Origin of the sequence: Xylocopilactobacillus apis (assembly GCF_033095965.1) — a bacterium.
Lineage (GTDB): Bacteria > Bacillota > Bacilli > Lactobacillales > Lactobacillaceae > Xylocopilactobacillus > Xylocopilactobacillus apis.
Genome location: NZ_AP026801.1, coordinates 1,661,670 through 1,688,176, shown reverse-complemented (window position 1 = coordinate 1,688,176; position 26,507 = coordinate 1,661,670). Strand labels below are relative to the sequence as shown.

Below are 26,507 nucleotides of genomic sequence, written 5' to 3'. Positions count from 1 at the left end.
GGAGGTAATTACCGTGGCAAAAAAAGTTGCAAACGTAGTTAAATTGCAAATACCTGCAGGTAAAGCTACACCTGCTCCTCCAGTTGGCCCTGCTTTAGGTCAAGCTGGAGTTAATATTGTTGGTTTTACAAAGGATTTTAATGCTCGTACTGCGGATCAAGCAGGAATGATCATTCCTGTAGTAATCACAGTTTATGAAGATCGTTCTTTTGATTTCATCACAAAGACGCCACCTGCTGCGATTCTTTTGAAGAAAGCAGCTAAAATTGAAAAGGGCTCTGGTGAACCAAATACCAACAAAGTGGCAACAGTTAAACGTGATCAAGTTAAACAAATTGCCGAAACCAAAATGCAAGACTTAAACGCAGCTGATATTGAAGCAGCTATGCGCATGGTCGAAGGTACTGCCCGTTCAATGGGAATTACGGTTGAAGACTAAAAGGCAGGCAAGTGGAAGAGTTAATACTCGTTTAACCACAGCAAGGAGGAAATGATGGCAAAAAGAGGAAAAAATTATAAAAAGGCTTTAGAAAGCATTGAAAAGAACAAAACTTACACTGCTGAAGAAGCAATTAAATTAGTTAAAGAAACTTCATACACGAAGTTTGATTCATCAGTTCAGGTTGCTTACAATCTTTCAGTTGATCCTAAGCAAGCTGACCAAAATATCAGAGGCGCATTGGTATTACCAAATGGTACTGGTAAAACTAAGAAAGTCATTGTTTTTGCAACAGGCGAACAAGCTCACGAAGCAGAAGCAGCTGGCGCTGATGAAGTTGGTGATGATGACTTACTTCAAAAAGTTAAAGACGGCTACATGGATTTTGATGTTGTTGTTGCAACACCACAAATGATGGCTAAAGTTGGTCAATTAGGTAAGATTTTAGGACCTCGTGGTTTAATGCCAAACCCTAAGACTGGCACAGTTACTAACGATGTTAAAAAAGCTGTTGAAAATGTTAAAGCTGGTCAGGTTAACTATCGTGTTGATCGTCAAGGAATTATTTCTGTACCAATTGGTAAAGTTTCATTTGATGTCGATAAGTTAAATGAAAACTTTAAAGCACTTAATGAAGCAATTTTAAGAGCAAAACCTTCTTCTGCTAAAGGAATTTACATGAAGAGTGTTTCAGTTCATTCAACAATGGGCCCTGGCGTTAAGGTTGATGCTTCAACAATTGGCTAAACTTGTTATTTAAACTAAAAACGATATAATAATAAAAGTGATTTTCTGCCGAAGACTCAGGTGGCGTAAGCCTTAATATCCTGCCGAGGAAGTTCGATTTAATTAGATTAAGTAGAGCTTCGGCTCTACTTTTTTTGCAGACTATTACAAAAAAATAAGGAGGAAATATATTTGGCGAGTGAAGCGATTTTAGAAAAAAAGGGAAAAGTTATTTCCCAAGTCGTTGACCAATTTAAGGCAGCTAAAGCAATCGTAGTTGTTGATTATCGTGGCTTGTCAGTTGAAGAAGATACCAAGCTTCGTTCCGAATTAAGACAGGCTGATGTGCATTATGAAGTCATCAAAAATACCTATCTTAAACGGGCAGCTGATGAAACAGGCTACGAAGGCTTAGATGATCTTTTTAAAGGACCAACAGCTGTAGCTTTCTCAAATGAAGATATTGTTGCACCAGCAAAGGTTTTAGCAAATTTTGCTAAAACAGCTGAAGCCTTAGAAATCAAAGGCGGATATATTGACGGCAAAGTATCGACAATTGAAGATATTAACAAACTTGCAACAATGCCAAGCAGAGAGGGACTTCTTTCAATGTTACTTTCTGTATTACAGGCACCAGTTCGCAATGTCGCATATGCTGTTAAAGCTGTTTCTGAACAAAAAGCAGCTAATGGTGAAGATGCAGGAGCTGTGGAAGAACAACCTACAGAAGCTCCAGCAGCAGAAGCAGCAACTGATAATAAAGAATCTGAATAATAAATAACGGAGGAATCGTAAATAATGGCTTTAGACGTACAAGGAATTATTGAACAACTTAAGGGTGCATCTATCCTTGAATTAAATGACTTAGTAAAAGGTATTGAAGAAGAATTTGGCGTAACTGCAGCAGCTCCTGTTGCAGCAGCTGGTGGTGCTGGCGGTGGCGATGCTGCTGCTAAAGACTCATTTGATGTTGAGTTAACAGAAGCTGGCCAAGAGAAAGTTAAAGTTATCAAAGCAGTTCGTGAAATCACTGGCCAAGGTTTGAAAGAATCTAAAGGCTTAGTTGATGGTGCTCCTTCAATCGTTAAAGAAGGTGCTACTGAAGAAGAAGCTAACAAGATCAAAGAACAGTTAGAAGAAGTTGGCGCTACAGTAACTCTTAAATAATTGTTATTTATAAATAAGGTCTGTAACTCGAAAGGGTTGCAGTTTTTTTTTGCGGTTCCATAGTGTCGAGTTGATAATCCAACACCGAAACAGGGCTGGAACAAGTGATTATAGAACTATCCATGGACGTTAAGCTTTATGGCAAGCCCGAGCAATATACCAAAAGCTGGGAGATACAATGCAACCGTAACATTCATGTTAGTGAATGACACGCCTTAACAATAATGAAAATTTTTAAAAGCAATTAATCTTAAATTTGACGGTTAGTTGCTTTTTTTGTAAAAAAAATTATTAAAGATAATATTTAAATTTCTTTAACCCTTGATATACTTATCGTTATTAATTATTAAATAATGCTAGGGACATTAGGGTAATGAATAAATATATTAAAAGACTTGGATATATATTAATAGTTATAGTAACTACCATAATTTTTGGTATAGGGTTAAGTTTTAAACAGGAAAGTCGTGCAGCCGATTTTCCACAAAATACTGCTTTTGAAGATAACATTTCAAATAAACAGTCAAAATTCCCTTTATCTAAAGAGAATCAATTTAAGCCACTGGATTTAACATCAAGAATTATTCCGCCAAATACTAGTTCAACAGTTGTTCGTTATGGTAATTTTCGAATGTATGGAGTTGGTAGCTGGAATGATGTCAATAAACGTAGTGAAGTTACTTTAAATTGGACTGCACCAGCTAATGTTAGCGGGGGTTATCATATTGAAAGAGATACCAGTTCATCTTTTACAACGGCGCATGATGTTGGAACAAACTACGGTAAACGGTTTCAAATATTAAATGTTGCGCCACGACAGCTTTATGGACCGATTAATGCTGCGACTTCAAAATGGTTCGAACAATGGATGAAACAAACTAATTCACGTGGAACAGGTCCTGTTGATATGGGACTTTTTGATATTACAACAGTTTCGCTTGACAGCTATAATGCAAATCCTAATAGCATTTTAAAGAATCCAAATGGAACATATAAATATGATGGCATTTTTTTTGGAGCAATTGATTGGAATGGTTATCAGGATATCAACGAAACTTCTTATCAAGCCACTAAAGCTTTTGGTGATACCGGTCGAGCCATTACTTTTGGTCATGATACGATCGAAGGCTCAGCTGACGATTCACACGGAGGAGATCAGCATTCTGGTGTTCCATGTCATACCTATTTCAATCGTTTTGCTCCTCTTTTAGGACTTAAGGTTTCTCCAGCGTATCACTTTGTCGGAAGTAATAAACTTAAAGTTGCAACTCAAGGATCTTTAACTCAGCAGCCTTATTTTATGGATCCTACGCAAATCTTTTCGGTTTCTCCTTCACATAGTTATGCTTCTTATTATCAATATAATTCAGGAGCAATTCGTTGGTTAAAATATGATGAAAGCAGTTTAGTTGCCAATCACTGGGCTGGTGGGGACTCTGCTGTAACTTACGAACGAGATGCTAGTGGTAAAGTTATTGCCGATAATAATTGGTATCTTGTTTCAAAAAACAATTATGCTCAGATCCAGACTGGTCATACTACTGGTCAATGTACTCCTCAAGAAGCTGAGATTATTTTTAACATGATCTACTACACGTCAAGTCTTAATACCAGTACTACTGGTAAAGATATTACAGTAACTGATAATGCAGCACCTAATTTACCAAGTGTTGCGTCGTCGTCTTCAACGGCTACGAGTGTTAGTTTAAATATTAATGCGATTGATAATTCTACTGATTATTATTTTCGTGGTCGAGCTGATACTTCAGTTGGTAATGTATATTCAGATATTATAAAAGTCCCTGTATTAAGTGGCATTAAAGGATATGTTTATTCTACTGATACAAATCCTAGCGGAGCTCCTGCGGTAAACAGAGATCCAGCAACTAATAGAGTTACTAATATTAATTTATTGCCTTCTGGCGGCACTTCAGCGGGAACTCTGACTTTTAATCGAAGTACAGATTATAACAAGTACGTTCACGTAATAGCAATTGATAATAACAATAATGTATCTGCGGTTAAAACCATATCACTTAAAGACTATATTTGGTGGACTTATGGTGCCGGAATTTTAACGATTTATCCGCACGTCTTAAATGCTGACGTTGATGCAACAATTGATTCTAGTGATCCGAATTTGCCAGTGGTAGTTTGGCCTTGGCACCAATATAAATCTCAACTTACTAAAGCAGTAATCAGTCCAGGCGTTAGCGGTGGCCGATCTCTGAATAATATCTTTGGTTCTTGTACTGTGATGACTAGTATTGAAGGTTTAACTAATCTAAATACAACAAACGTCGAAGATTATACTAATATGTTTAATTATTGTAAAAGCTTAACTTCGCTAAATTTCTCAAACTTTAATACTGTTAAATCAATCGTTATGTTTCGTTTCATGAGACATTGTGAAAACATTACAAGTTTGACATATGGACCGAATTTCATCACGAATAATGTTCAGAACTTTGGTGGTTTTTATGAAGGAATGCATAAGATGACGACCTTTGATTTAAGCCATATTAATACAAGCAGTGCGAAAGCGATGACGGGAATGTTTGGGGACTGTCCGAATTTAAAAACGCTTGACTTAAGTCGCTTTGATACTTCAAAAGTGTCAGATATGCGGTACATGTTTGAATTTGATTATAAATTAGAAGAATTAGACTTAAGCAGCTTTAGTGGAGCGAGCTTAACTTCGATGTATTATATGTTTAAGGATGACACCGCGTTGAAGAGACTTAAGTTTAGCACTACGTTGAACACGCCGCAGTTAACGGATCTGCAGCATACATTTGAGAATTGTTCATCATTAAGCAGTTTAGACTTATCGAGGTTCACGACAAATCCTAATACCACAAATATGGATCAAATGTTTAATGGGATGACAAAATTGTGGCAGCTGAAGTTAGGAGCAAATACTAAGTTATCAAGTATAACTGGGTTAGGGAATCCGACAGCAGGAACTCCAATAACAGATTTAGACAAACCAGTTCCACCTAATCCACAATACTATGCGACTAATCCGCAGTGGCGGGAAGCATTGACTCCGACAACAGTCCATGCACCAACGGGAGCAGCCAAAACTGCAGCTCAGATTGCAGCAGATTCACGAACTAGAACTGATACAAGGACTTACGTTTGGGATCAGATTGGAACGCAGACATTAGGAGCAACTCCAGGCACAATTGATTTGGGAACCCACCTTGGAGCACTGAAAAATAAAGAATACAAAAGTTCAGCGCAAAATATCAATGTAACTGACAACAGAAATGTGAGAACAGGTAAGAGGTGGCATGTGGAAGCTGCGGTAACAACTCCGTTTAAGCTGACAACAGATTCGACAAAGGTCATCAGAGGTAATCCTTTGTATTATCACAATACAACAACGGGGGCAGTGACGCATCTTCTTTCAACAGCACAAACGCTTCACAGCGAGATCGCCACGAGTACTTATCAAGATGTGAAAAATTATCCATGGACATTGAGCTTTAAGGCAGGCCCAAGTGATATTCCTAAAGCTGGGAGATATAATGCGACCGTAACATTTACGTTAGTGAATGACACACCTTAAAATGATTAAGCGACTAATAGCAGTTAGTTGCTTTTTTTGCTAAAAATTTTATGAAAATTAGAATTGAAAAAACCCACTTTTTGATATAATAAATCTAACTTTGTATAAATAAATCAATTTAGGGAGTGAGTTTATGAACAAGTTAGTCAAAAGATTAGGATTTTTTATAGTTGCAATAGTAAGTATTGCAGCTATTGGAATTGTTTTAAACAATAAACAAGCGAGTAAAGCAGCAGATTTTCCACAAAACACAGCAAACGTAAATAATGGTAGCGTTTCCAGGGGGGGGCGTTTAGCTAACAAGCTTACATCCATTTTCAGTGATCCACTGGAACAATTATCACTCCCTAAAATACAACCAAGAGGAATCTCATCAGTAATTAATTCAACAGTTGTAACCCCAGGAAGTTTTCAGATGACTGGTCAGAGCTATTGGAATGATACTGATAATCGTAATGAGGTTAATTTAACATGGGTACCACCGACAAATATTAGCGGGGGATATCATGTTGAGAAAGATACTAGTCCATCATTTACAACAGCAAATGAAATTGGAACTAACTACGGTAAACACTTTAAAATCTTAAACGTCGCACCACGTCAGCTTTATGGACCGATTAATGCTGCGACTTCAAAATGGTTTGAACAATGGATGAAACAAACCAACTCACGTGGAACAGGCCCTGTTGATATGGGTCTATTTGATATTACGACAGTTTCGCTTGATAGCTACAATTCGGATCCTAACAGCATTTTAAAGAATCCAAATGGAACATATAAATATGATGGCATTTTTTTTGGAGCAATTGATTGGAATGGTTATCAAGATATTAACGAGACTTCTTATCAGGCTACTAAAGCTTTTGGAGATACTGGTCGGGCCATCACTTTTGGTCATGATACGATTGAAGGATCAGCTGATGATTCACACGGAGGAGATCAACATTCTGGTGTTCCTGCTCACACTTATTTTAATCGTTTTGCTTCCCTTTTAGGACTTAAGGTTTCTCCAGCGTATCACTTTGTCGGAAGTAATAAACTTAAAGTTGCAACTCAAGGATCTTTAACTAAACAGCCGTATTTTATGGATCCTACGCAAATTTTTTCAGTTTCTCCTTCACATAGTTATGCTTCTTACTATCAATATAATTCAGGAGCGATTCGGTGGTTGAAATATGACGAAGGTAGTTTAGCAGCTAATCACTGGGCTGGTGGGGACGCCTTTGTAACTTACGAACGTGACGCTGGCGGCAATATTATCGCAGATAATAACTGGTATCTCGTTTCAAAAAACAATTATGCTCAAATTCAAACTGGTCATACTACTGGGCAATGTACACCGCAGGAAGCAGAAATCATCTTTAACATGATTTACTATACTTCAGCCTTAAATACTAGTACGACTGGTAAAGATATTACGGTAACTGATGATGCGGCACCTAATTTACCAAGTGTTGCATCATCTTCTTCAACCGCTACGAGTGTTAATTTAAACATTGATGCAGTTGATAATTCTACGGATTATTATTTTAGAGCACGTGCTGATACATCTACAGGTGATTCTTATTCAGATATTATTAAGATTCCTGTAAAGAGTGGAATTAAGGGCTATATTTATACAGTCGATTCTGCGCCAACTGGAACGCCAACAGTTACGAGAGATCCAGCAACTCAGAAAGTCACAAATATTAATTTATTGCCAACAGCCGGAGGGAGTACGGGGACAATAACCTTTAATCGTAATAATGATTATAATAAATATCTCCATATTTTAGCAGTTGATAATAACGATAATGTTTCAGCGGTCAAGAATATAAGTTTAAATGAGTACATATGGTGGAAATACGAAAGTGGAACGTTAACCATCTATCCCCACGAGTTAAACGCAAATCTTGATACAGTAAGTAATGGCTTGACAGATCCAACCATCCCTAATGTTAATTGGCCTTGGAACGATTACCTTACTCAAATTAACAAAGTCGTAATAAGTTCGGGGGTTACCAGTAAAAACTCGTTATATGGTATTTTTGCTGGAATGAAGAATTTGACCCAAATTACAGGCTTAACAAACCTTAATACGACTTCTGTAACAAATATGAGATACATGTTTCAAAATTGTTCCTCTTTACTGAATATTGATGTTAGCAGTTTTGATACCAGCTTAGTGGACGATATGTCCTTTATGTTCGATCAATGTTCATCTTTAAATACAATTGATGTTACTAATTTCGACACTTCTCAGGTTATTAGTATGTACCGAATGTTTCATTTTGATACAAATCTAAAAAACATTTATCTTAATCCAACGAAGTTCAATACAGGAAACGTGATTAATTTTAATGGATTATTTGAAGGGGATAAGAATTTACTTAGTATAGATGTAAGTCACTTTGATACTCACAGTGGACGTTTCTTTGAAGCAATGTTTAGTAGCTGTTCATCGTTAACAAGTCTTGATTTACATAGCTTTGATTCGAGTAATGTTACAAACATGAATTGGATGTTTTATTGTAATTCAGGCTTAACAAATATTGATTTAAGCAGCTTTCGAACGCCAAACTTACATGTAATGGAATCAATGTTTGCGGGATGTTCAGGATTGAAGAAACTTGATCTTAGTATGTTTGATACATCTAATGTTGTTAATTGGAAATATACTTTTTGGAGTTGTACCAATTTGACTGAGTTAGATTTATCGCCACTAACAATAAAGCCTACTGCTGATACGACTTCGTTGTTTTTAAATACTCCAAAGTTATGGAAATTAAAACTAGGGGGAAATTCTAAGCTCGGAAATTCAACCTCATTAGCTGATCCGACTCCTGGGCCGCCAAACGGAGCAATTAACGATCTAGATAAACCAGTTCCGCCTAATCCGCAATATTATGCGACTAATCCACAGTGGCGTGAGGCGTTAACTCCGACAACAGTCCATGCTCCAACGGGGGCAGTGAGAACTGCAGCTCAGATTGCAACAGATTCACAAATGAGAAATGATGTCAGAACTTACGTCTGGGATCAGATTGGAACGCAAACATTAGCAGCAACTCCAGGCAGCATTGATTTGGGAACCCACATGGGGGCACTTAGAAATAAAGAATACAAAAGTTCAGCGCAAAATTTGAAAATAACAGATAACCGTAACGTGAGAACAGGTAAGCGATGGCATGTGGAAGCTGCGGTAACTAATCCGTTTAAGCTGACGACAGATTCAACGAAGGTTATCAGAGGTAATCCGTTGTATTATCGTAATTCTACAACTGGAACAGTTACGCATCTTCTTCCAACAGCACAGACACTTTATAGTGAAACAGCCACAAATACTTATCAAGATGTCAAGAACTATCCGTGGACACTGAGCTTCAAGGCAAGTCCGAGTGATATACCGAAAGCTGGGAGATATAATGCGACCGTGACATTTACTCTCGTGAACGATACACCTTAATTTAAAAACCGCTGATCATGACGACTAGCGGTTTTTATGATGCACCGGATGTTTTAAAAATTAAAGAAATTCTTTGTCTACGACTTCAAGCTGGTGATTAAATTCGTAAACGATCGGAGATCCATTTCCAACCTTAACTCCATCAAGTTCATCGCCAGTAATTTGATCAAAATATTTAATTAAAACTCTAATTGTTGATCCATGAGCAACTAATAAAATATTTTGATTTTGTCTCAGTTTAGGAGCAATATCATCTTCAAAATAGATAAGAACTCTTTTAAGAGACATTTCAAGACTTTCCCCTCGAGGTCTGATATCTTGAGGGACGTTTTGGTATCGGCGGTCAAAAGTTGGATTAGATAATAGAGGAGGAATGGCATAAAGACTTCTTCGCCATTGGGCTACTTTATCTTTACCGTATAATTTTCTTGCTTCATTTTTGTTAATACCTCTTAAAGCTCCGTAGTGGCGTTCGTTTAAACGCCAAGATTTATAAATAGGTAAATAACTTTGATCTATTGTATCTGCAATGATATAAGCAGTCTCAATTGCTCTTGCGAGCAGAGAAGTATGTATTTCAGAAAATTCTATTTGGGCATCTTTAATTTTATTACCGGCCTGAACCGCCTGTTTAATTCCTTTTTCCGTCAAAGATACATCATTCCAGCCGGTAAAAATATTGTCACGGTTTGACGTACTTTCTCCGTGGCGAACAAGAACAAGTTTATTCATTTAATTAGTCCAATCTTTTCATCAAATATTTATTTTACACCTGTTAATAAATACCTTTAGTTGTATAAAGATAGTTGATCGGAATATCAAAAGATTCGATCGGCCAGCTGGGATCCGAAACAATTTGTTCATTCAATACAAGCGAAACCGTAGTACCAGGATAATCAGCTAAAATACGATCATAATATCCCCCGCCAAAACCAAGTCGAAATTTATTGATCACAGAAAAAGTTAGCCCTGGGACCACAATAAGATCTAATTTTGAAGGCTCAATTTCAACTGCCGATGGCATTGGTTCAGAAATCCCTTGTATAATCTGCATGGGTTGATTTTCCTCATAACGGCGAAAAATTAAATGATGATTTTTCCCAATTGTTGGCAAGTAAATTTCTTTTTCTTTGCTGGCATCTTTTATAAAATTATGGGTTGGAATTTCAAGTTCCGTGCTCCAAAAAAGGGCAATTTTTTGAGCATTAAAATAAATTGTTGATTCTTTAAGTAATTGAGTGATTATATTAGCTTGAGTTGTCTTATTATCAGGGTCCATTTCGGCTAATCTTTTAATTTGGATTTCTCTAATTTTCTTTTTTGATTCCATAAGCTTCCTTATTTATAATAAAGATTGAACAATCTTGATTCTTCGTATAAAGTAATTGTGAAACATCTTAGTTTCACGGAGAGGTAATTTTTGGATCCAAGTGAATTTACAAAAGTTTTAGAACAAATTTCGGGAATTGATGCTGAGAAAACAGCAGCCCAATTTGCGCTATATTACGACATGCTAATTGAAACCAATCAGAAGTATAATTTAACACGAATTACTGAGGTGGAGGAAGCATATTTAAAACATTTTTATGACTCGATCATTCCTATTTTAAAGTTTAAAACATCAATTTTTCAATCAGATATGAGAATTTGTGATGTTGGAACCGGTGCAGGATTTCCAGGTGTCCCTTTAAAAATAATTTATCCAGATGTAAAATTAACTCTATTAGATTCTTCTCAAAAGAAATTACAATTTTTGAAAGAATTAACTGATAAGTTACATTTGACTAATGTTGATTTTGTATGGCAGCGGGCCGAAGAATTTGGACAAGGTGAAGGAAGAGAAAAGTATGATTTAGTTGTCTCTCGAGCAGTTGCTAATTTAAGAGTTCTTAGTGAATATTGTTTGCCTTTGGTAAGAAAAGGGGGATATTTCTTAGCTTATAAAGGCAAAAATGGTGATCAGGAAATGATCGAAGCCAAAGATTTAATCAAAACTTTAGGCGGTAATGTGAAGCAGGAATTATTGATAGATTTAAAGCAAGATGATGATTCTCGCTCGTTGTTTTTAATTAAAAAAAATACGATAACTCCTCGAAAATTTCCTCGATCTAATAGTCAGATTAAAGCTAGTATGAAAGGATACCATGCCAAATAATTTTTTCAATTTTTTTAAGGCAGACGAATCGCAAAATGACGAAGGTCGTTTAGTCATTTTGAATGTTGAAGATATTATTCCGAATCGTTATCAACCCCGAAAAGTATTTCAAGAAGATAAAATTAAAGAACTAGCCCAAAGTATTGATAAAAACGGCTTGCTGCAGCCAATTGTAGTCAGAGAATATGAACCTCACAAATATGAGATTGTTGCAGGAGAAAGAAGATTTCGGGCTGTTCAATGGCTTCAGCGTAAGACAATTCAGGCAATAGTTCGTGGATTTGATAATACAGCTTCAGCGATTCAAGCCTTGAATGAGAATTTACAACGTGAAAATTTATCTTCGATTGAAGAAGCTAAAGCCTATAAAGATCTGCTTGACCTCACTAATGGAACGCAGGAATCTTTGGCTCACCAATTAGGAAAAAGTCAAAGTGCAGTTGCGAATAAGCTGCGTTTGTTAAAATTAGATGAAAAAATTCAAACGGCAATAGCTGATGGAAAACTTTCTGAACGTCACGGAAGAGAAATGTTAAGACTTGAACATGATGATCAAATGGAAGTTTTACAAAAAATTACTGAAGAAAATTTAAATGTTACTCAAACAAAAAAATTAATTGATAAGTATTTAAAGCCGCCAAAAGAGATAGTTAAGAAGAAAACAGCAAAATCTAAGCCTAAAAAGCAAGCAAAACCACGCGCAAATATTTTGACTAAAATGGATAGTTTGACCTTAGCGACGCAAACTTTAAAAAAGTCACTTAATGCGATTGAAAAGAGCGGAATAGCAGTTACTCAAGAGTTAAAACAAATTGATCAGGATAACGTGGAAATGGTTATCCGACTCAAAAAAGAAATTTCAGAATCAGAAATAAAAGAAGATAACGGCGATAATAATTAGGATAAATATGGGGAAGATAATAGCTATTGCAAATCAAAAAGGTGGTGTTGGTAAGACAACAACTACTTCTAATCTCGGAGCGTCATTAGGAACATTAGGCAAGAGGACTTTATTGGTTGATTTTGACCCGCAGGGTAATCTGACTACGGGTTTTTTGGGCTCAGCTAAAACAATTATCAAACAAGATATAACAGATGCTTTGACGCAGCAAGTTCCGATTAGAAATACAATAATTAAAACTAAGTTTGCTAATGTAAGTTTGCTTCCAGCTGCCAGTAATCGCTTAGCAAGTGTCGAAACTCAGTACGCTAATACTAACGGGCGTGAGATGCTCTTAAAACAAATTCTGGATGAAGTGAAAAATGATTTTGATTTTATTTTTATTGATTGTCCGCCATCTTTGGGATTACTTTCAATTGAAGCTTTTACTGCGGCAGATACAGTTTTAATTACCTTACAAAGTGAATTTTATGCTTTGGAAGGTCTCAGCCAGTTATTAAATACAATCGATCAAGTTCGTCGTCGTTCTAATCCTCAAATTGGAATTGAAGGAGTCTTGATTACAATGTATGATGCGAGAACTCTCTTGGGAGCTCAAGTAATTGGCGATGTTAGAAATTATTTCTACAATAAAGTTTATGACACGATTATTCCACGAAATATTGGCTTAGCAGAAGCTCCAAGTCATCAAATGCCAATTTACTATTATGATCCTCATTCAAAAGGGGCGATTGCCTATGTTGAATTAGCCAAGGAGGTGCTTGCATCAAATGGCAACTAAAAAGAATCATGGTCTAGGAACCGGGTTGGATGCTTTTTTCTCAAATAATCCAATTCAGGATTTAAATGAGGGATCAGAGGGCGTTACAGAAATAAGTGTGAAGGACATTCGTCCTAATCCTTACCAGCCACGCGAAGTTTTCGACCCGGATAAATTAAAAGAGTTAGCAGATTCTATCTCTGAAAGTGGTGTTTTTCAGCCAATTATTGTCAAAAAAGGAGTCAATGGTTATGAATTGATTGCTGGTGAGCGCCGTTTACGAGCCTCAAAATTGGCAGGAAAAAAAGAAATTCCGGCGATAGTTCGTGATTATACTGATGAACAAGTTTTAGAAATTACAGTTTTAGAAAACTTACAGCGGGAAAATCTTTCACCAATTGAAGAAGGTCAAGCTTTTGTCACATTAATAAAAAAGCTTAATTTAACTCAAGACGAAGTGGCAAAAAAAGTTGGTAAAAGCAGGCCCTATATTACTAATTACATTAGATTGCTTCAGCTTCCTACTGCAGTTAAAACAATGGTTGAAAAGGGTAAAATTTCAAATGCGCAAGCAAGAGCGTTACTAAAGCTTCAAGATCCTGCAGAAATTGAAAAGTTTGCAAAAAAGGTGGTCAGCGAAGGATTAACCGTTCGTCAAATTGAGAAGCTGATCGAAGAAAAGCAAGATACAAAAAAAGTTAAAAAGGAAATTAAAGAACCGACACCTTTTGTACGGACTACTCGCAGCTCCTTGGAAGATTTGTTAGATACAAAGGTAAAAATTCAGCAATCATCAAGGGGAAAAGGTAAAATAGAAATTGCCTTTGCTTCAGAGGATGACTTGGCGAGAATTATGGAGCTCTTACATGTTGAGGAAAATTAATGGAAATTTTACTCAATGATTTAGTAATTATGAAAAAGCCTCATGCCTGCGGTAATAATAATTGGAAAGTGGTTCGAATTGGAGCTGATATTGGAATAATGTGTGTAAGTTGTCAGCGTAAGATTGTGATGCCGCGGGCTGAATTTCTAAAAAAAGTTAAAAAAATTGAACATACACCAGAGAGCGATCAAGGCACTGGTGATGTAATAATTAATAGATTGGAACAAGAATGAGTTTAACAGCTGGAATTGTTGGACTTCCGAACGTTGGAAAGTCCACATTATTTAATGCAATTACAAATGCCGGAGCGGAAATGGCTAACTATCCGTTTGCAACGATTGAACCAAATGTGGGAGTTGTTGAAGTACCTGACAAACGATTAGATCGCCTACAGGAAATTATTCCGGCCAAAAAGATTATTCCGACTACTTTTGAATTTACTGACATTGCTGGAATTGTAAAGGGTGCCAGCAAAGGTGAAGGTTTAGGGAATAAATTTTTAGCAAATATCAGAGAAGTAGATGCGATTGTCCACATCGTTCGAGCTTTTGATGATCCTAATATTACTTCGGTTACCGGAACAGTGGATCCAAAAGATGATATTGAAACAATTAATTTAGAATTAGAAATTGCTGATTTAGATAGTGTTACTAAGCGGTTAGGACGTGTCGAAAAAGTAGCCCGTGCTCATGATAAAGAAGCAATGGCAGAACTTCCGTTGCTTCAAAGGATTAAAAAAGCTTTAGAAGAGGGAAAACCAGCTCGTTCTTTAGAATTTAATAAAGATGAAGCGAAGATTGTGAAAGGATTTTTCCTTCTAACCACTAAACCTGTCATTTATGTTGCAAATATTAGTGATGATAGTATTGCTGATCCGATGCAGTCACCGTATTTTAAAGTGGTTAAAGAAATTGCCGATAGTGAAAATTCACCCGCTTTAGCGATTTCAGTTCGAACTGAAGAAGAGATATCAGAACTTGATCCAAGTGATCGCTCAGATTTCTTAGCGGATCTTGGTGCAAAAGAATCAGGACTTGATCAATTAATTCAGGCAACGTATCGGTTATTAGGACTTGGAACATTCTTTACTGCTGGCGGCAAAGAAAATCGTGCTTGGACCTACAAAGTTGGAACAAAAGCACCGCAAGCTGCCGGCATAATTCACAGTGATTTTGAACGAGGTTTTATTAGAGCAGAAACTGTATCGTTTAGTGATTTAGATCAATATGGCAGCATGGAAGCAGTAAAAGAAGCTGGTCGATTAAGAATTGAAGGTAAAGATTACGTTGTTCAAGATGGAGATATTTTTGAATTTAGGTTTAATGTCTAATGAGTGATAAGAAAGAAAAAGTTATTGAACAAGAATTGCCCAAGCATACATTGGACGAATTATCCAATAAGAATACGGAATATGTTTTTCAACTAAAGAAGTTCTTAACGAATGACTTTAAATATTCAGAAGAAGATGCTGATCAGTATGTTAATCAGATTCTTGATGAAATGGTCGAAGCACAACGCAGAGGCACGCCGGCAAATCGTCTTTTTGGGAGCCCTAGAAAATTAGCGGCAGCGCATGTTAAGGGTGAAGCAGAGAAACCGGCTACCAGTTATTGGCTGTTATGGTTAGATAATTCAGTTATTTTTGGGATGCTGCTTTTCGGAATGAGTTGCTTAATGATGTTCTTCCCAAGTAAAAATAAAGCTACGGGGGCTTCAAACGGCGTTTTAACGATTATTATAATGTCAGTTGAGTTTGGACTCACTTGGGCGTATTTTACGCGTTGGAGCATTCAGCCCAAAGATCAACGGGTTTCAATTCCAAAATTAATTGGAGTTCTGGCCATCGGATTTGTTGGATTGTTCTTAGTGACGGGTCTTGCAGGTTTTATTCCGGCACAGTTTAATCCAGTTTTTAGTGCGATGACCTATTTGATCATCACAATTGCTTTGTTTGGAGCTCATTACTATTTGAAGCATAAATACAATATCAAAGGAACTCTATTTTAGAGTTTTTTTGTTAGAAAATACTTTGGAGGAACTTGTGAATGGAAAAATTAGATAAGATTGTAGGAGACGGATTAACTTTTGATGATGTTTTACTGATTCCAGCGGCTAGTGATGTTTTACCGCAGGATATTGTTTTAAAAATAACTATTGGCGGGAAGTTAAAGTTAAATTTACCAATCATGAGTGCCGGGATGGATACAGTAACCGAACATGAGATGGCATTAACCATGGCTCGCTTAGGCGGTTTAGGTGTTATTCATAAAAATATGAGTGTTGATTCACAAGTAGAAGAAGTTAGAAAAGTTAAAGAACAGGTAGTTGATTTTCAAAAATATCCTTTGGCGGCACATGATGAACAAAACTTATTTTTAGTGGCAGCTGCAGTCGGAGTCACTAATAATACAATTGAACGGGCAAAATTATTAATTGATGCAGGAGCAAATGCAATTGTAGTTGATACAGCTCATGGTCATTCACAAGGAGTTTTAAATAGAGTTTCAGAAATCAGACGGACATTTCCTGAAATAACAATCATTGCCGGTAATGTTGCTACGGCTAATGGGGCAAAAGCTCTGTATGATGCGGGAGCTGATGTTGTTAAAGTAGGAATTGGTCCTGGGTCGATTTGTACAACAAGAGTTGTCGCGGGTATTGGAGTTCCTCAGGTTACAGCAATTATGGAAGCAGCTAAAGTGGCAAAAGAGTATCACAAAACGATTATTGCTGACGGCGGAATTAAATATTCTGGCGATATTGTAAAGGCAATTGCTGCTGGAGGTGATGTGGTAATGCTTGGCAGCATGTTAGCAGGAACTAAAGAAGCTCCTGGTGAAGTTTTTGAAGAGAACGGGAAGAAATATAAAGAATATCGGGGCATGGGTTCCATGGCTGCAATGTCGCAGCAAAATGGTTCGAAAGACCGTTATTTTCAAAGTGAAGTTAACGATGCTAAGAAATTGGTTCCAGAAGGAATTGAAGCACGAGTTCCGTATAAGGGATCAGTTGAAGATATTTTGTACCAACTAGAAGGAGGCCTTCGTTCTGGAATGGGATACACTGGAGCAAGGGATATTGAAGAGCTTAAAGAAAAAGGACAGTTTATCAAAATTTCCAATGCTGGATTAAGAGAATCTCATCCCCACGATGTGAAAATGGAAAAGGCTGCACCTAATTATAAGAGTAGAAATTTTTAGACGTTTAATCTTGTGAGAAGTCAGGATTAAGCGTTTTTTTGAAAATAAAATTATCAATTGTTATAATAATGTCAAGAACAGTGATAAATATTGTTTTTTCAAGGGGGTTATATATATGAAAAAAAATAAAATTAAATACTTTGGCCTATGTGCAACGGCTTTAGTGACAATCGCGCCAATCGTTAGTTCAGTCGGTATTACTGCAAGTCAGGCGTTGACGACTAGTGTGGTAAAAGCTGCTGATGATCAGGCTTATACAGATTTATTAAAAGCGAAGTTTAATTCTAGTGTTAATTTTTCGAAGAGTCAGCTTAAAGACCTGTCTACGAGCAGTTTTGACGGTAAGCTTTCTATCAATACAGCTGAGTACCAAACGACAGATTTATTCAAAAGTGTTACGGATACTAATGCGGTGGTTTATGATAATTTGAAAATTGAAGTTCCTTTTTTTAGATCATTAGTAAAAAGTGATGTAAAAATGGAAGGTCTGGCATCTAGTGATTATAAATTATCTTTGAAAATTACTAGTACCAAATTTTCTGGAGAACCAACTAGTTCGACAGATCTTATTGACAAATTAAAAGCATTAAATGTTGGTGATCAGTTTACGATTACCATGACAATGAAACATGTTAGTAATACGTCTAAAGTGGCTTCTTATCCTATTACAGCCACTGTTACTGCCGATCCAACATCGAAAATTAAGATCCCTGACCTGGGAACTCTTAGTGTAGCTAAAGATAGCAATAAGGCAGATGCAGAAGATGTATCTAAAAATATTAAAGCAATTAAGGATGTAAAAGATACGGCAATTTTTCATTCTTTCGATTTTGGATCATCATATTATTACGGGATAAACGGAAGTACGCAATATAAAACAATTTCTGGCACTACCTTTGCGCTAGGTGATTGGGGTAATGGTACAGGGGCGATCATTACTCAATTGATTCCGATTCATTATAATTATGAGACTGCTTCTAAATATGATCCAAGTAGTTTTGTATTTATCGATGACACTTCACATAAAGTTTTAGATAAAGCTCCTGATCCTAGTGCAACTCAGATAGCTTATATACCAAGAAGAATAATAATTGGTTCGCCTACTTATCCTGAGTTTAGATATACAAGCACAGTTAGTGGAGCACCAGCAAGAAATACCTATGGTAAAGACAGTACTTTGCCGTTAAATACGGTCGATGCAGAAAAACTTACTTATATCTTTAACGATTCTAGAAGTTGGGTGAATTTAGACAGCTACCTGCAGGAAATATTAACCACTGATCGAAATGGTGCAGGCAATCTGGTTGCTTTTGTAAAATTTAATGATGATAAAGATACTGACAATAGAGTAAAAATCACTTACACATTGCCTCATCTTAAAGCGACAACCTCACCACAGAATGCAATCGCAACTGCTATTGATCCTAAAACTGGTGCTGAATCAAAATTGAAAATTCCAGTTAAAGTTACCGATATTCCAAATGTAAATTCAACTCCTTCAATTAGTAAGTTTCCTGAAAACGATTCGGTAACGATTAATAGTAAAACTACATCTAAATATGACATTTATAAAGATGTAGCTGCTACATACCTTGGTGCAGATAATGCGACCCATAATCTGCCTAAAGCTTTCATCAAGGCGACAGTTAAAGATTCTAAAGGAAGTACAGTTTCTTTAAATTATGATGGAACAATGCCGACAACAACAGTTGGGACTTATAAGATTCAGTATGTATTCTCGAATCCAGGTGATTCGACGAAAAAAGTAACAAGAGATCTGACTGTTAATGTTACGGCAACTGATTTAGTAGCTCCTACGGTTAGCGGTTTTTATGATAATGGAACATATACGCTATCAAACGATAAACAAAAGGAAGTCAGTCCTTTTGCCCCCGTTTTAAGAATGGATCGAGTAACTGCTTCTTATATCGGAAGTGATAGTGCTAGTCATTATGTTGATAGTAAAAAAGTTGTTGTGACTGTTAAAAATCAACTTGGTTCATCGGTAAGTTTGAATTCTAATGGCATGATTTCAATGGCAACGCCGGGTACATATACTGTTACCTATACGTGGGCTAACCCAGAAGATACTAGTAAAACAGTTTCCAAGTCTTTGACATTGATTGTAAATCAAATTGCCAGTCAGGCAATTACTCCAAATCTTAGTAATAAGGAAGTCGTTAATCCAACAATTGATACAAATACGACTAGTTTTAATGTTTTAAATAATATCAACTTTACATATAACTATACAGATCCAGCTAGCTCAACACCGTCGACTCAAAGAACGGGAACTATTCCAAATAATTTGATTTCAATTTCAGTTACGAAAGACGGAAAGGATGTCCCTCTATCCAATTATTCATTCCAGCCGACAATTGGTACTTATAAGATAGTTTATACAGCAGTGAACCCACAAGATAATGCGATCACTTTAAGCTATACGAGAACCTTAACAGTTCAGGCACCAAATGCGAATCCAACTCCTACACCTAATCCGTCTCCAACTCCTAACCCAACTGCTCCAACAGTTCAATTTACGAGTGGCGTGCTTTACATTAATTATGTATGGGGTTATGGTGTAAATCTTTGGAAGAACTACAATACAACTGGTGGAATGGAATTAAATTCTGATGGCAGCATTAGAAAATTAATGACGGGATCGGCTTGGAAATATCGTGCAGTTGCGACTTATCCTGATGGCAGTACTTGGTATCGGTTAGGAACAAATCAATGGGTTCAAGGACAGTATGCAAGTTTTGTACCAATGGTAAATCCTAACTCATGGAATATTACTTCAAGTAAAGGTGTCGGCGTTATTCATTATGTTCCAGGCTATAGTGTAAATCTGTGGACATCGCCTAATCAAACCAATTGGACGAAGAAACTTCGCCATGGAACTTCTTGGAAGTATTTTAAAGTAGCAACCAAGAATGGTAAGAGCATGTATAATCTTGGCGGAAACCAATGGGTAGATGGTTCATACTTTTTCCCTAAAAAGTAATCTAAAAAACAAATCCTAAAAATGTATAGGGTTTGTTTTTTTATTAATGGATATATATATTTATTGTAAGCGGTTAAATATTTTGTAGAAAACTTGTTATAATGGGAATATAAGGAATATAAAAGATAGATATTCTTTTGGAGGAATTATGAAAAAAAATAAAATTAAGTACTTCGGTCTATGTGCTGCATCGCTTTTAACTCTTGCCCCGGTTTTGGGATCAGTTGTTTCAGCAGTCTCACAGCCAATTCAATCAAATACGGTTAAAGCTGCCAACGATGCGCTTTATCAATCTTCTCTTAATGCAGCGTTTAACGATAGCGTTAATTTAACGACGACTCAGATTAAGAATATTCAAGCATCAGACATTACCGGAACTTTCCAAACAGATGGAAGTATGTTTTATAGTAATGTTGCTGCGACTGGTTCAAGATTATTTAACAGTTCTAGTATCTCCGGCACTTCATTATTGCGCGATAATTTACAAGATCCTTTTTTGAAACTTTTCGTTCAAACTAATGCTCTCGTGGGGGTTTTGCCGCATGAAGGTTATAAGACGACGGTCAAAGTAACCAGCAGTTCTTTTAGTACGCCGACTTCTCGAGATGATCTGCTCTTAAAATTAAAGAATTTAAGCGTGGATAATAAGTTTACAGTTACGATTTCTACTTTGGATTCAAGCAACAATGTAGTGGCTGACACGAAAACTATCACGGTAACAGTTACGCGTGATACTTCATCGCTAATTAAGATTAATCCGATTAGCGCTACAACAGCTGCCCTTACTGATCTCACTAGTCCTAGAGAGGTAGCAGCAGATATTGCACCTCTAATAAAAGATACTAATGGAAGTCAGGTTTTTGATGCTGCAAGTATTACGGGAGCATATTATTATGCATTGAATGGCAGCAGCAACTATAAAAAGAGCAGTGCGACTAGTAGATATACTGATTTTTATACAGGAAATGTCGGCGCGGTAATTAATCAATTGATTTCCGTTCCTTATACTGCAGCGATTGCTAATAAGTATGATGCAAATAATTTTGTCTTCTTAAATTTATCTGAGGATAAGAATACGGGAACAGTTGCTGCGGCTCCTGCAACAGGCAGTGATACGACAACGGCTTATGTAGTAAGAAAAATAGTGATTGGCAGTCCAGTGTATCCCGTTTTTAGATATACGACGACAGATTCTAATAATATTAGCGTAACAAACACAATCAATAGTGGAGATACTTTAAAACCTAATCCTGTTGACACGGCAAATTTAACCTATATTTATAATAACCAGACTAGCATGAATACCCTCACTAGTTATCTGAATAATAAATTTAACACTAGTAATAATGGAGCTGGTAATTTTTCGGCATATCCTGAATCTAAAAATGGCAGTATCGTTGGAGCGGCACTTACAGTTAAGTATTCAATGCCAGTTTTAAATCCTGCGACAACGCCACAATATATTCTTGCAACTGCATTAAATAGTACAACTGGTGCTGAATCGGTTGTTAAGATCCCCGTAACAATTACGGGAATTCCTAATTCGCTGGTAGCACCAACTGTTACTAAATTTCCAGATACCACTAGTGTAAACAGTAAATCTACTTCTAAGTATGATCCAATGACAGGTGTAGCTGCTACTTATGTTGGAAGTGACGGCAAAACTCATGATTTAACGAAGGCAAACGTAACGATTACTGTTAAAGATGCAAAAGGTAATAATGTAAACTTAAACAGTGACGGGACAGTTGCGACTACGACTCCAGGGATTTATACGATTCACTATGTATTTGCCAACCCGGATGACACAACAAGAACAGTTGCTAAAGATTTGACGTTAAATGTCACGAACTCAGATCTCGTTGCGCCAACAGTTACGGGCTTTTATGAAAATAGTACCTACACTTTATCAAATAATCGTCAAAGTGAAGTAAGTCCATATGCAACAGTTTTAAGAATGGATAAAGTTAGTGCTTCTTATATTGGTGCTGATGGTGCTAGTCACGCAATTGATCGAAGCAAAGTAGCGGTTGCTGTTAAAAACAGTCGTGGTCAAGCAGTTAATTTGAATTCTGCCGGCAATATTTCAATGACCACACCTGACACGTATACAGTTACTTATACTTGGACTAATCCAGATGATACAACTAAAACAATTAGTAAAAGTTTGACCTTGATTATTAATCGAACGATCAGCCAGCCAATTACCGCAAAATATGTAGGTAATGAGATCGCTAATCCGACGATTGACACTAATACAACTAATTTTAATGTCTTAAATAATGTTTCGTTTAATTTAGTTTATACAGATCCTTCAACAAGTACCCCGACAACTCCAATTACGGAAACAGTTCCTAATAATTTTGTTTCAGTAACAGTTTCGAAAAATGGAGTGGATGTTCCTTTGACTAATAATTCATTTGCTCCGACAGAGGGTGTTTACACAATTTCCTATAGTGTTGTTAATCCTAGAGATAATGCGACAGTTTTGACTTATACTCGGACATTAACAGTTACTAAAGCAGTTCCTAAGCCAGTAGAACCAACAATTACTCAAGAACACGGAATTGTTTATATTAAATACGTTTGGGGTTACGGCATTAATCTTTGGAAGAATCATACAGTGACAGATGGGGCAGAAAGAAATGCTGACGGAAGCCTTCGTAAATTAATAACAGGAACTGGTTGGAAATATAGTGCAATTGCAACTTATCCGGATGGTACTAAATGGTATCGCTTGGGTAAGGATCAGTGGATTCCTGCTCAGTATACGAGTTTAGACCCAGTAGTTGATCCAAATAGTTGGACAATAACTCTCCAACAAGGGATTGGTATTGTTAATTACGTTCCTGGATATAGTATTAATGTTTGGACTTCACCTGACCAGAAATCATGGACGAAGAGACTTCGTCATGGAACTGGCTGGAAGTATTTTAAAGTAGCAACTAAAGGTGGCAGTACCATGTACAACTTAGGAGGAGATCAGTGGGTTGATGCTTTATTCTTCTCACCAATTCCTCGCTAATAGATCAAAAACAATCCTTTATAGGGTTGTTTTTTACTCTTATAACATTTCAATTTAGTGCATTTTTGTTAAAAATAATCGTTTAATCGTACATTTGGTTTCAAATATTTCATTTATGAAGGAATTTTGAATTTTGTATTAAAAAACGTCAATAAACGTGCACAGAGGATAAAAGTAGATATAATATAATCATAACACGTAAAAGAAAACTCGGAGGATAAATTATATACATGAGTTTAAATAAAATAAAATATTTTGGTATTTGCGCAACAACATTATTGACAGTAGCACCAATTGCAACAAATGTGGCTACTCTCGCATCTCAGCCAGTAACAACAAACGTTGTCCATGCAGATGCTATCGATACAGAGTATCAAAATTCATTAACTAATGGATTTGGTTCAACAATTAATGTGACTGCTAGTCAACTTAGTGATTTAGCTTCTACTGCGATCAAGGGTGACATAAGCCAAGGATCATTTGTTTATGATAATGTTGGCCCTATTGCTACTAATACAAAAGTTCTTTTTGATAATACTAGTGGTAGTCCAGCAGCTGAGGCTGATCTTTATACAAATTTAAAGGATGATTTTCTGAAACTCTTTGTTACTCCTAATTCTAAAGTTGGATTTTTGGCAAAATCTAATGTTAAAACTAAAATTACTATTACAGGTCCTAAGTTGAGTACACCAACTAGTGCAAGTGATCAAGTTCGTCAACTTCAAACTTTAGTAGACAATGATAAGTTCTCTATTGCGTTATCAACTACAAATGCTAGCGGTGATGTAATCGGAACAAAGACAATCAATGTTACGGTTAGTCCTAAACCAGATAAAATTAGTTTAGCACCAGTTGTCGGAATTACAGCTACTACTGCTACAACACATCTTTCAACTGAAAATGCAACTGATGTAGCAAAAGCTATTAAGAATTCACGTGGAGAACAAGCTTTTAAAGCAAGTGATATTAGTAGTTTTGTTGCAGCAAATCATCCTTTCTACTATGCGGTAGACACTACTGGTGCATTTACTGCAAGTACTTCAACTTCAAAATATGAATTAGCTAGTGGAGTAACTGGTGCAGTTTATACTCAATTGATCCCAATTGAATATACAAGAACAGTTGCTGATACTTATGATGCAAGCAGTTTTGTATTCTTAGATAGCGGAACTAGTAAGATAACTGCTACCGTTCCTGCTGCTGGTCCTGGAGTAGTTGCTTATGTTAAACGATTAGTGACCGTTGGTACTGTTGCAAGTAAGGATTATCCAGTATTTAAATATTTATTCAGTGGTAGCTCTAATCCTACTTATAAAAATGGTGATACCATTTCTCTTAATGCAGATGATAAAGCTAAATTAACATTTAAGTATGGCGACAAACCATCATTGGATGCAGCTGAAGCATACTTAAAGGGATCTATTTTCAATGATAATAACCTTAAAGCATACAAGAGTGTAAGCAGTAACGACGGTGGTGTAGATCAACTTACAGGTGGTGTTATCAAATATACAATGCCTGATCTTAAATCACAGGCTGCTACTTCATATGCAACAGCTAGTGTTACTAATCCTACAAATGGGACTACAAGTACAGTTAAGATTCCTGTTACTGTAACTGATATTCCAACACCTTTATCAGCTCCTACAGTTTCTACATTCCCTACATCTGATCTTTTTGCATCAAGCAAGACTACTAAGAGCATTGATCCATTAAGTGGTGTTAAAGCTACTTACGTTGGTGCTGATGGCAAGACTAAAGACTTACCAAATGCTAACATCAAAGTAACAGTTGCTGATTCTACTAACAAAGCAGTTACTTTGAACTCTGACGGAACTGTACCTACGACTACAAATGGTACATATAAGATTACTTATGTATTCTCTAATCCTGATGATGCAACTAAGACTGTAACTAGAACATTAAATCTTACAGTTGCTGATACAAACTTAGCAGCTCCAACAGTTACTAACTTTGTTGAAGGAACTTACACTTTATCTAATGTAAGTCGTAAATCTATCAGTCCATTTGATGCATTATTAAAGACTGACAAGATCTCTGCATCATATGTTGGATTAGACGGCAAAACTACAACAATTGCTAATGATAAAGTAAAAGTTACTGTTGCTGATTCAAGTAACAAAGCAGTTACTTTAAATACTGATGGTACTATTCCATTAACAACTGCTGGTACATATAAAGTAACTTACACATTCGCTAATGGCGATGATGCAACTAAGACAACTACAAAGACAGTTACTCTTACTGTTAACGGTGTAACAACTTCTGCTCCAACAGCAAGTTATAGTGGAAGTATGGTTCAAAACCCTACAGTTGATTTAAAAGATGGTTCTACTTTTAATCCAATGAGTGGTTTGACATTTAACTATTCAACTACTGCAGCTGGAAGTTCTACTCCAACAACAGCTCAAGTACCAACAAGTAACGTTACTTACGCTGTTACTAAGAATGGTCAGCCAGTAAGAACTAACACTGATGGATCTTTTGCAATTGAAGAAGGTACATACACAATTAACTATACAGTTGTTAACCCTAGTGATAATAGTTTAGTTTTAAATTACACTAGAACTTTAACAGTTAAATCTACTCCTAAAGTAGAGGAACCAACGATTACTCCTGAAAGAGGAATCATCTATGTTAACTATACATGGGGCTACGGTGTTAACCTTTGGAAGAACCATAATGTAACAGATGGTGCTGAAAGATTAGCTGACGGTTCTCTTCGTAAGATGATGACAGGTTCTGCTTGGAAGTATAGTGCAGTTGCAAAATATGCAGATGGTACAACTTGGTATAAGTTAGGTACAAACCAATGGATCCAAGGTGAATATGCAAGCTTAACACCTGTTGTTAATCCAAATGCATGGAAGATTACTAACCAAACTGGTGTTGGTACAATCCACTATGTTCCTGGTTACAGTGTAAATCTTTGGACTTCACCAGATCAGAAATCTTGGACTAAGAAATTAAAACATGGTACATCATGGAAGTACTTCAAGGTTGCTACAAAAGGTAGTCGAGTAATGTATAACCTTGGTGGAAACCAATGGGTTGACGGAACATATTTCATTTTTCAATAATCATTGATTATAAGAAGCCTTCTTTTCTTAAATGAAAAGAGGTTTTTTATTTTCTTCTAAAGATATCTTTTTTTTATATATAAACGTATAATGAAGGAATAAGGAACTGTATATCTATTGGAGGATA

Annotated in this window: 18 protein-coding genes, 1 pseudogene and 1 other annotated feature; of the genes and pseudogenes, 17 read left to right on the top strand and 2 right to left on the bottom strand. The window is 36.4% G+C overall.

Going from position 1 to position 26,507, the window contains the following annotated elements; translation table 11 throughout:
* The first annotated feature begins 13 nt into the window (after window positions 1–13).
* The 6 genes and pseudogenes from rplK to R8749_RS07870 all read left to right on the top strand — a co-directional run bounded on the left by rplK (window position 14) and on the right by R8749_RS07870 (window position 9,351).
* Window positions 14–439, top strand: a complete 426-nt coding sequence (rplK, locus tag R8749_RS07895) for a 50S ribosomal protein L11 (protein ID WP_317634822.1) — start codon at window positions 14–16, stop codon at window positions 437–439.
* Window positions 440–493: 54 nt separating this feature from the next.
* Complete coding sequence (gene rplA / locus R8749_RS07890) at window positions 494–1,186, top strand: 50S ribosomal protein L1 (RefSeq protein WP_317695708.1); 693 nt, start codon at window positions 494–496, stop codon at window positions 1,184–1,186.
* Window positions 1,187–1,216: 30 nt separating this feature from the next.
* Window positions 1,217–1,330 (top strand) — a sequence feature (ribosomal protein L10 leader region).
* Window positions 1,331–1,357: 27 nt separating this feature from the next.
* Window positions 1,358–1,846, top strand: a pseudogene (gene rplJ / locus R8749_RS07885) (50S ribosomal protein L10); the annotation flags it as partial.
* A 117-nt stretch (window positions 1,847–1,963) separates the two neighbouring features.
* Window positions 1,964–2,332, top strand: a complete 369-nt coding sequence (gene rplL, locus R8749_RS07880; protein WP_317695706.1) for a 50S ribosomal protein L7/L12 — start codon at window positions 1,964–1,966, stop codon at window positions 2,330–2,332.
* A 373-nt stretch (window positions 2,333–2,705) separates the two neighbouring features.
* A complete protein-coding gene (locus tag R8749_RS07875) occupies window positions 2,706–5,906 on the top strand; it encodes a BspA family leucine-rich repeat surface protein (RefSeq protein ID WP_317695704.1) in 3,201 nt (1,066 codons plus the stop codon).
* Window positions 5,907–6,039: 133 nt separating this feature from the next.
* Window positions 6,040–9,351 carry a BspA family leucine-rich repeat surface protein gene (locus tag R8749_RS07870; protein ID WP_317695702.1) on the top strand — a complete coding sequence of 1,104 codons (3,312 nt, stop codon included), beginning with the start codon at window positions 6,040–6,042 and terminating at the stop codon, window positions 9,349–9,351.
* 60 nt (window positions 9,352–9,411) lie between these two features.
* Here R8749_RS07870 and R8749_RS07865 read toward each other — a convergent pair whose 3' ends face one another.
* Together R8749_RS07865 and R8749_RS07860 are read right to left on the bottom strand one after the other, a co-directional pair.
* The gene (locus R8749_RS07865) at window positions 9,412–10,083 is read right to left on the bottom strand and encodes a 2,3-bisphosphoglycerate-dependent phosphoglycerate mutase (RefSeq protein WP_317695699.1); all 672 of its coding nucleotides are present in this window, start codon (window positions 10,081–10,083) and stop codon (window positions 9,412–9,414) included.
* Window positions 10,084–10,126: 43 nt separating this feature from the next.
* Window positions 10,127–10,681 carry a 5-formyltetrahydrofolate cyclo-ligase gene (locus R8749_RS07860; protein ID WP_317695696.1) on the bottom strand — a complete coding sequence of 185 codons (555 nt, stop codon included), beginning with the start codon at window positions 10,679–10,681 and terminating at the stop codon, window positions 10,127–10,129.
* 90 nt (window positions 10,682–10,771) lie between these two features.
* Here R8749_RS07860 and rsmG point away from each other — a divergent pair, with 90 nt between their 5' ends.
* The 11 genes from rsmG (at window position 10,772) to R8749_RS07805 (ending at window position 26,380) form a co-directional block, all read left to right on the top strand.
* Window positions 10,772–11,506 carry a 16S rRNA (guanine(527)-N(7))-methyltransferase RsmG gene (rsmG, locus tag R8749_RS07855; protein ID WP_317695693.1) on the top strand — a complete coding sequence of 245 codons (735 nt, stop codon included), beginning with the start codon at window positions 10,772–10,774 and terminating at the stop codon, window positions 11,504–11,506.
* Window positions 11,496–12,407 (top strand): ParB/RepB/Spo0J family partition protein, encoded by a 912-nt coding sequence (locus R8749_RS07850; protein WP_317695691.1) that lies wholly within the window; start codon window positions 11,496–11,498, stop codon window positions 12,405–12,407. Before rsmG ends, R8749_RS07850 begins: the two co-directional genes overlap by 11 nt.
* A 7-nt stretch (window positions 12,408–12,414) precedes the next feature.
* Window positions 12,415–13,188, top strand: a complete 774-nt coding sequence (locus R8749_RS07845; RefSeq protein WP_317695690.1) for a ParA family protein — start codon at window positions 12,415–12,417, stop codon at window positions 13,186–13,188.
* Complete coding sequence (locus R8749_RS07840) at window positions 13,178–14,050, top strand: ParB/RepB/Spo0J family partition protein (protein WP_317695688.1); 873 nt, start codon at window positions 13,178–13,180, stop codon at window positions 14,048–14,050. The genes R8749_RS07845 and R8749_RS07840 overlap by 11 nt, the downstream gene beginning before the upstream one ends.
* Window positions 14,050–14,283 (top strand): DUF951 domain-containing protein, encoded by a 234-nt coding sequence (locus R8749_RS07835; protein WP_317695685.1) that lies wholly within the window; start codon window positions 14,050–14,052, stop codon window positions 14,281–14,283. The genes R8749_RS07840 and R8749_RS07835 overlap by 1 nt, the downstream gene beginning before the upstream one ends.
* Window positions 14,280–15,380 carry a redox-regulated ATPase YchF gene (ychF, locus tag R8749_RS07830; protein ID WP_317695683.1) on the top strand — a complete coding sequence of 367 codons (1,101 nt, stop codon included), beginning with the start codon at window positions 14,280–14,282 and terminating at the stop codon, window positions 15,378–15,380. Before R8749_RS07835 ends, ychF begins: the two co-directional genes overlap by 4 nt.
* Window positions 15,380–16,057, top strand: a complete 678-nt coding sequence (locus tag R8749_RS07825) for a DUF1129 domain-containing protein (protein ID WP_317695680.1) — start codon at window positions 15,380–15,382, stop codon at window positions 16,055–16,057. The genes ychF and R8749_RS07825 overlap by 1 nt, the downstream gene beginning before the upstream one ends.
* A gap of 38 nt (window positions 16,058–16,095) precedes the next feature.
* Entirely contained in the window at window positions 16,096–17,250 is a 1,155-nt protein-coding gene (guaB, locus tag R8749_RS07820) for an IMP dehydrogenase (RefSeq protein WP_317695678.1), read from the top strand.
* Window positions 17,251–17,365: 115 nt separating this feature from the next.
* On the top strand, window positions 17,366–20,254 hold the full coding sequence (locus R8749_RS07815; protein WP_317695676.1) for a hypothetical protein: 2,889 nt from the start codon (window positions 17,366–17,368) through the stop codon (window positions 20,252–20,254).
* Window positions 20,255–20,402: 148 nt separating this feature from the next.
* Window positions 20,403–23,279 carry a hypothetical protein gene (locus tag R8749_RS07810; protein WP_317695673.1) on the top strand — a complete coding sequence of 959 codons (2,877 nt, stop codon included), beginning with the start codon at window positions 20,403–20,405 and terminating at the stop codon, window positions 23,277–23,279.
* Window positions 23,280–23,509: 230 nt separating this feature from the next.
* Window positions 23,510–26,380 (top strand): hypothetical protein, encoded by a 2,871-nt coding sequence (locus tag R8749_RS07805; RefSeq protein ID WP_317695671.1) that lies wholly within the window; start codon window positions 23,510–23,512, stop codon window positions 26,378–26,380.
* The last annotated feature ends 127 nt before the right edge of the window (window positions 26,381–26,507 follow it).

Coding starts and splice junctions, on each gene's coding strand:
- ychF (WP_317695683.1), top strand. CDS start 14,280: ATGAGTTTAACAGCTGGAATTGTTGGACTTCCGAACGTTGGAAAGTCC.
- R8749_RS07860 (WP_317695696.1), bottom strand. CDS start 10,681: ATGGAATCAAAAAAGAAAATTAGAGAAATCCAAATTAAAAGATTAGCC.
- rplA (WP_317695708.1), top strand. CDS start 494: ATGGCAAAAAGAGGAAAAAATTATAAAAAGGCTTTAGAAAGCATTGAA.
- R8749_RS07850 (WP_317695691.1), top strand. CDS start 11,496: ATGCCAAATAATTTTTTCAATTTTTTTAAGGCAGACGAATCGCAAAAT.
- R8749_RS07825 (WP_317695680.1), top strand. CDS start 15,380: ATGAGTGATAAGAAAGAAAAAGTTATTGAACAAGAATTGCCCAAGCAT.
- guaB (WP_317695678.1), top strand. CDS start 16,096: ATGGAAAAATTAGATAAGATTGTAGGAGACGGATTAACTTTTGATGAT.
- R8749_RS07805 (WP_317695671.1), top strand. CDS start 23,510: ATGAGTTTAAATAAAATAAAATATTTTGGTATTTGCGCAACAACATTA.
- R8749_RS07835 (WP_317695685.1), top strand. CDS start 14,050: ATGGAAATTTTACTCAATGATTTAGTAATTATGAAAAAGCCTCATGCC.
- R8749_RS07845 (WP_317695690.1), top strand. CDS start 12,415: ATGGGGAAGATAATAGCTATTGCAAATCAAAAAGGTGGTGTTGGTAAG.
- R8749_RS07840 (WP_317695688.1), top strand. CDS start 13,178: ATGGCAACTAAAAAGAATCATGGTCTAGGAACCGGGTTGGATGCTTTT.
- R8749_RS07815 (WP_317695676.1), top strand. CDS start 17,366: ATGAAAAAAAATAAAATTAAATACTTTGGCCTATGTGCAACGGCTTTA.
- R8749_RS07870 (WP_317695702.1), top strand. CDS start 6,040: ATGAACAAGTTAGTCAAAAGATTAGGATTTTTTATAGTTGCAATAGTA.
- rplL (WP_317695706.1), top strand. CDS start 1,964: ATGGCTTTAGACGTACAAGGAATTATTGAACAACTTAAGGGTGCATCT.
- R8749_RS07875 (WP_317695704.1), top strand. CDS start 2,706: ATGAATAAATATATTAAAAGACTTGGATATATATTAATAGTTATAGTA.
- R8749_RS07865 (WP_317695699.1), bottom strand. CDS start 10,083: ATGAATAAACTTGTTCTTGTTCGCCACGGAGAAAGTACGTCAAACCGT.
- R8749_RS07810 (WP_317695673.1), top strand. CDS start 20,403: ATGAAAAAAAATAAAATTAAGTACTTCGGTCTATGTGCTGCATCGCTT.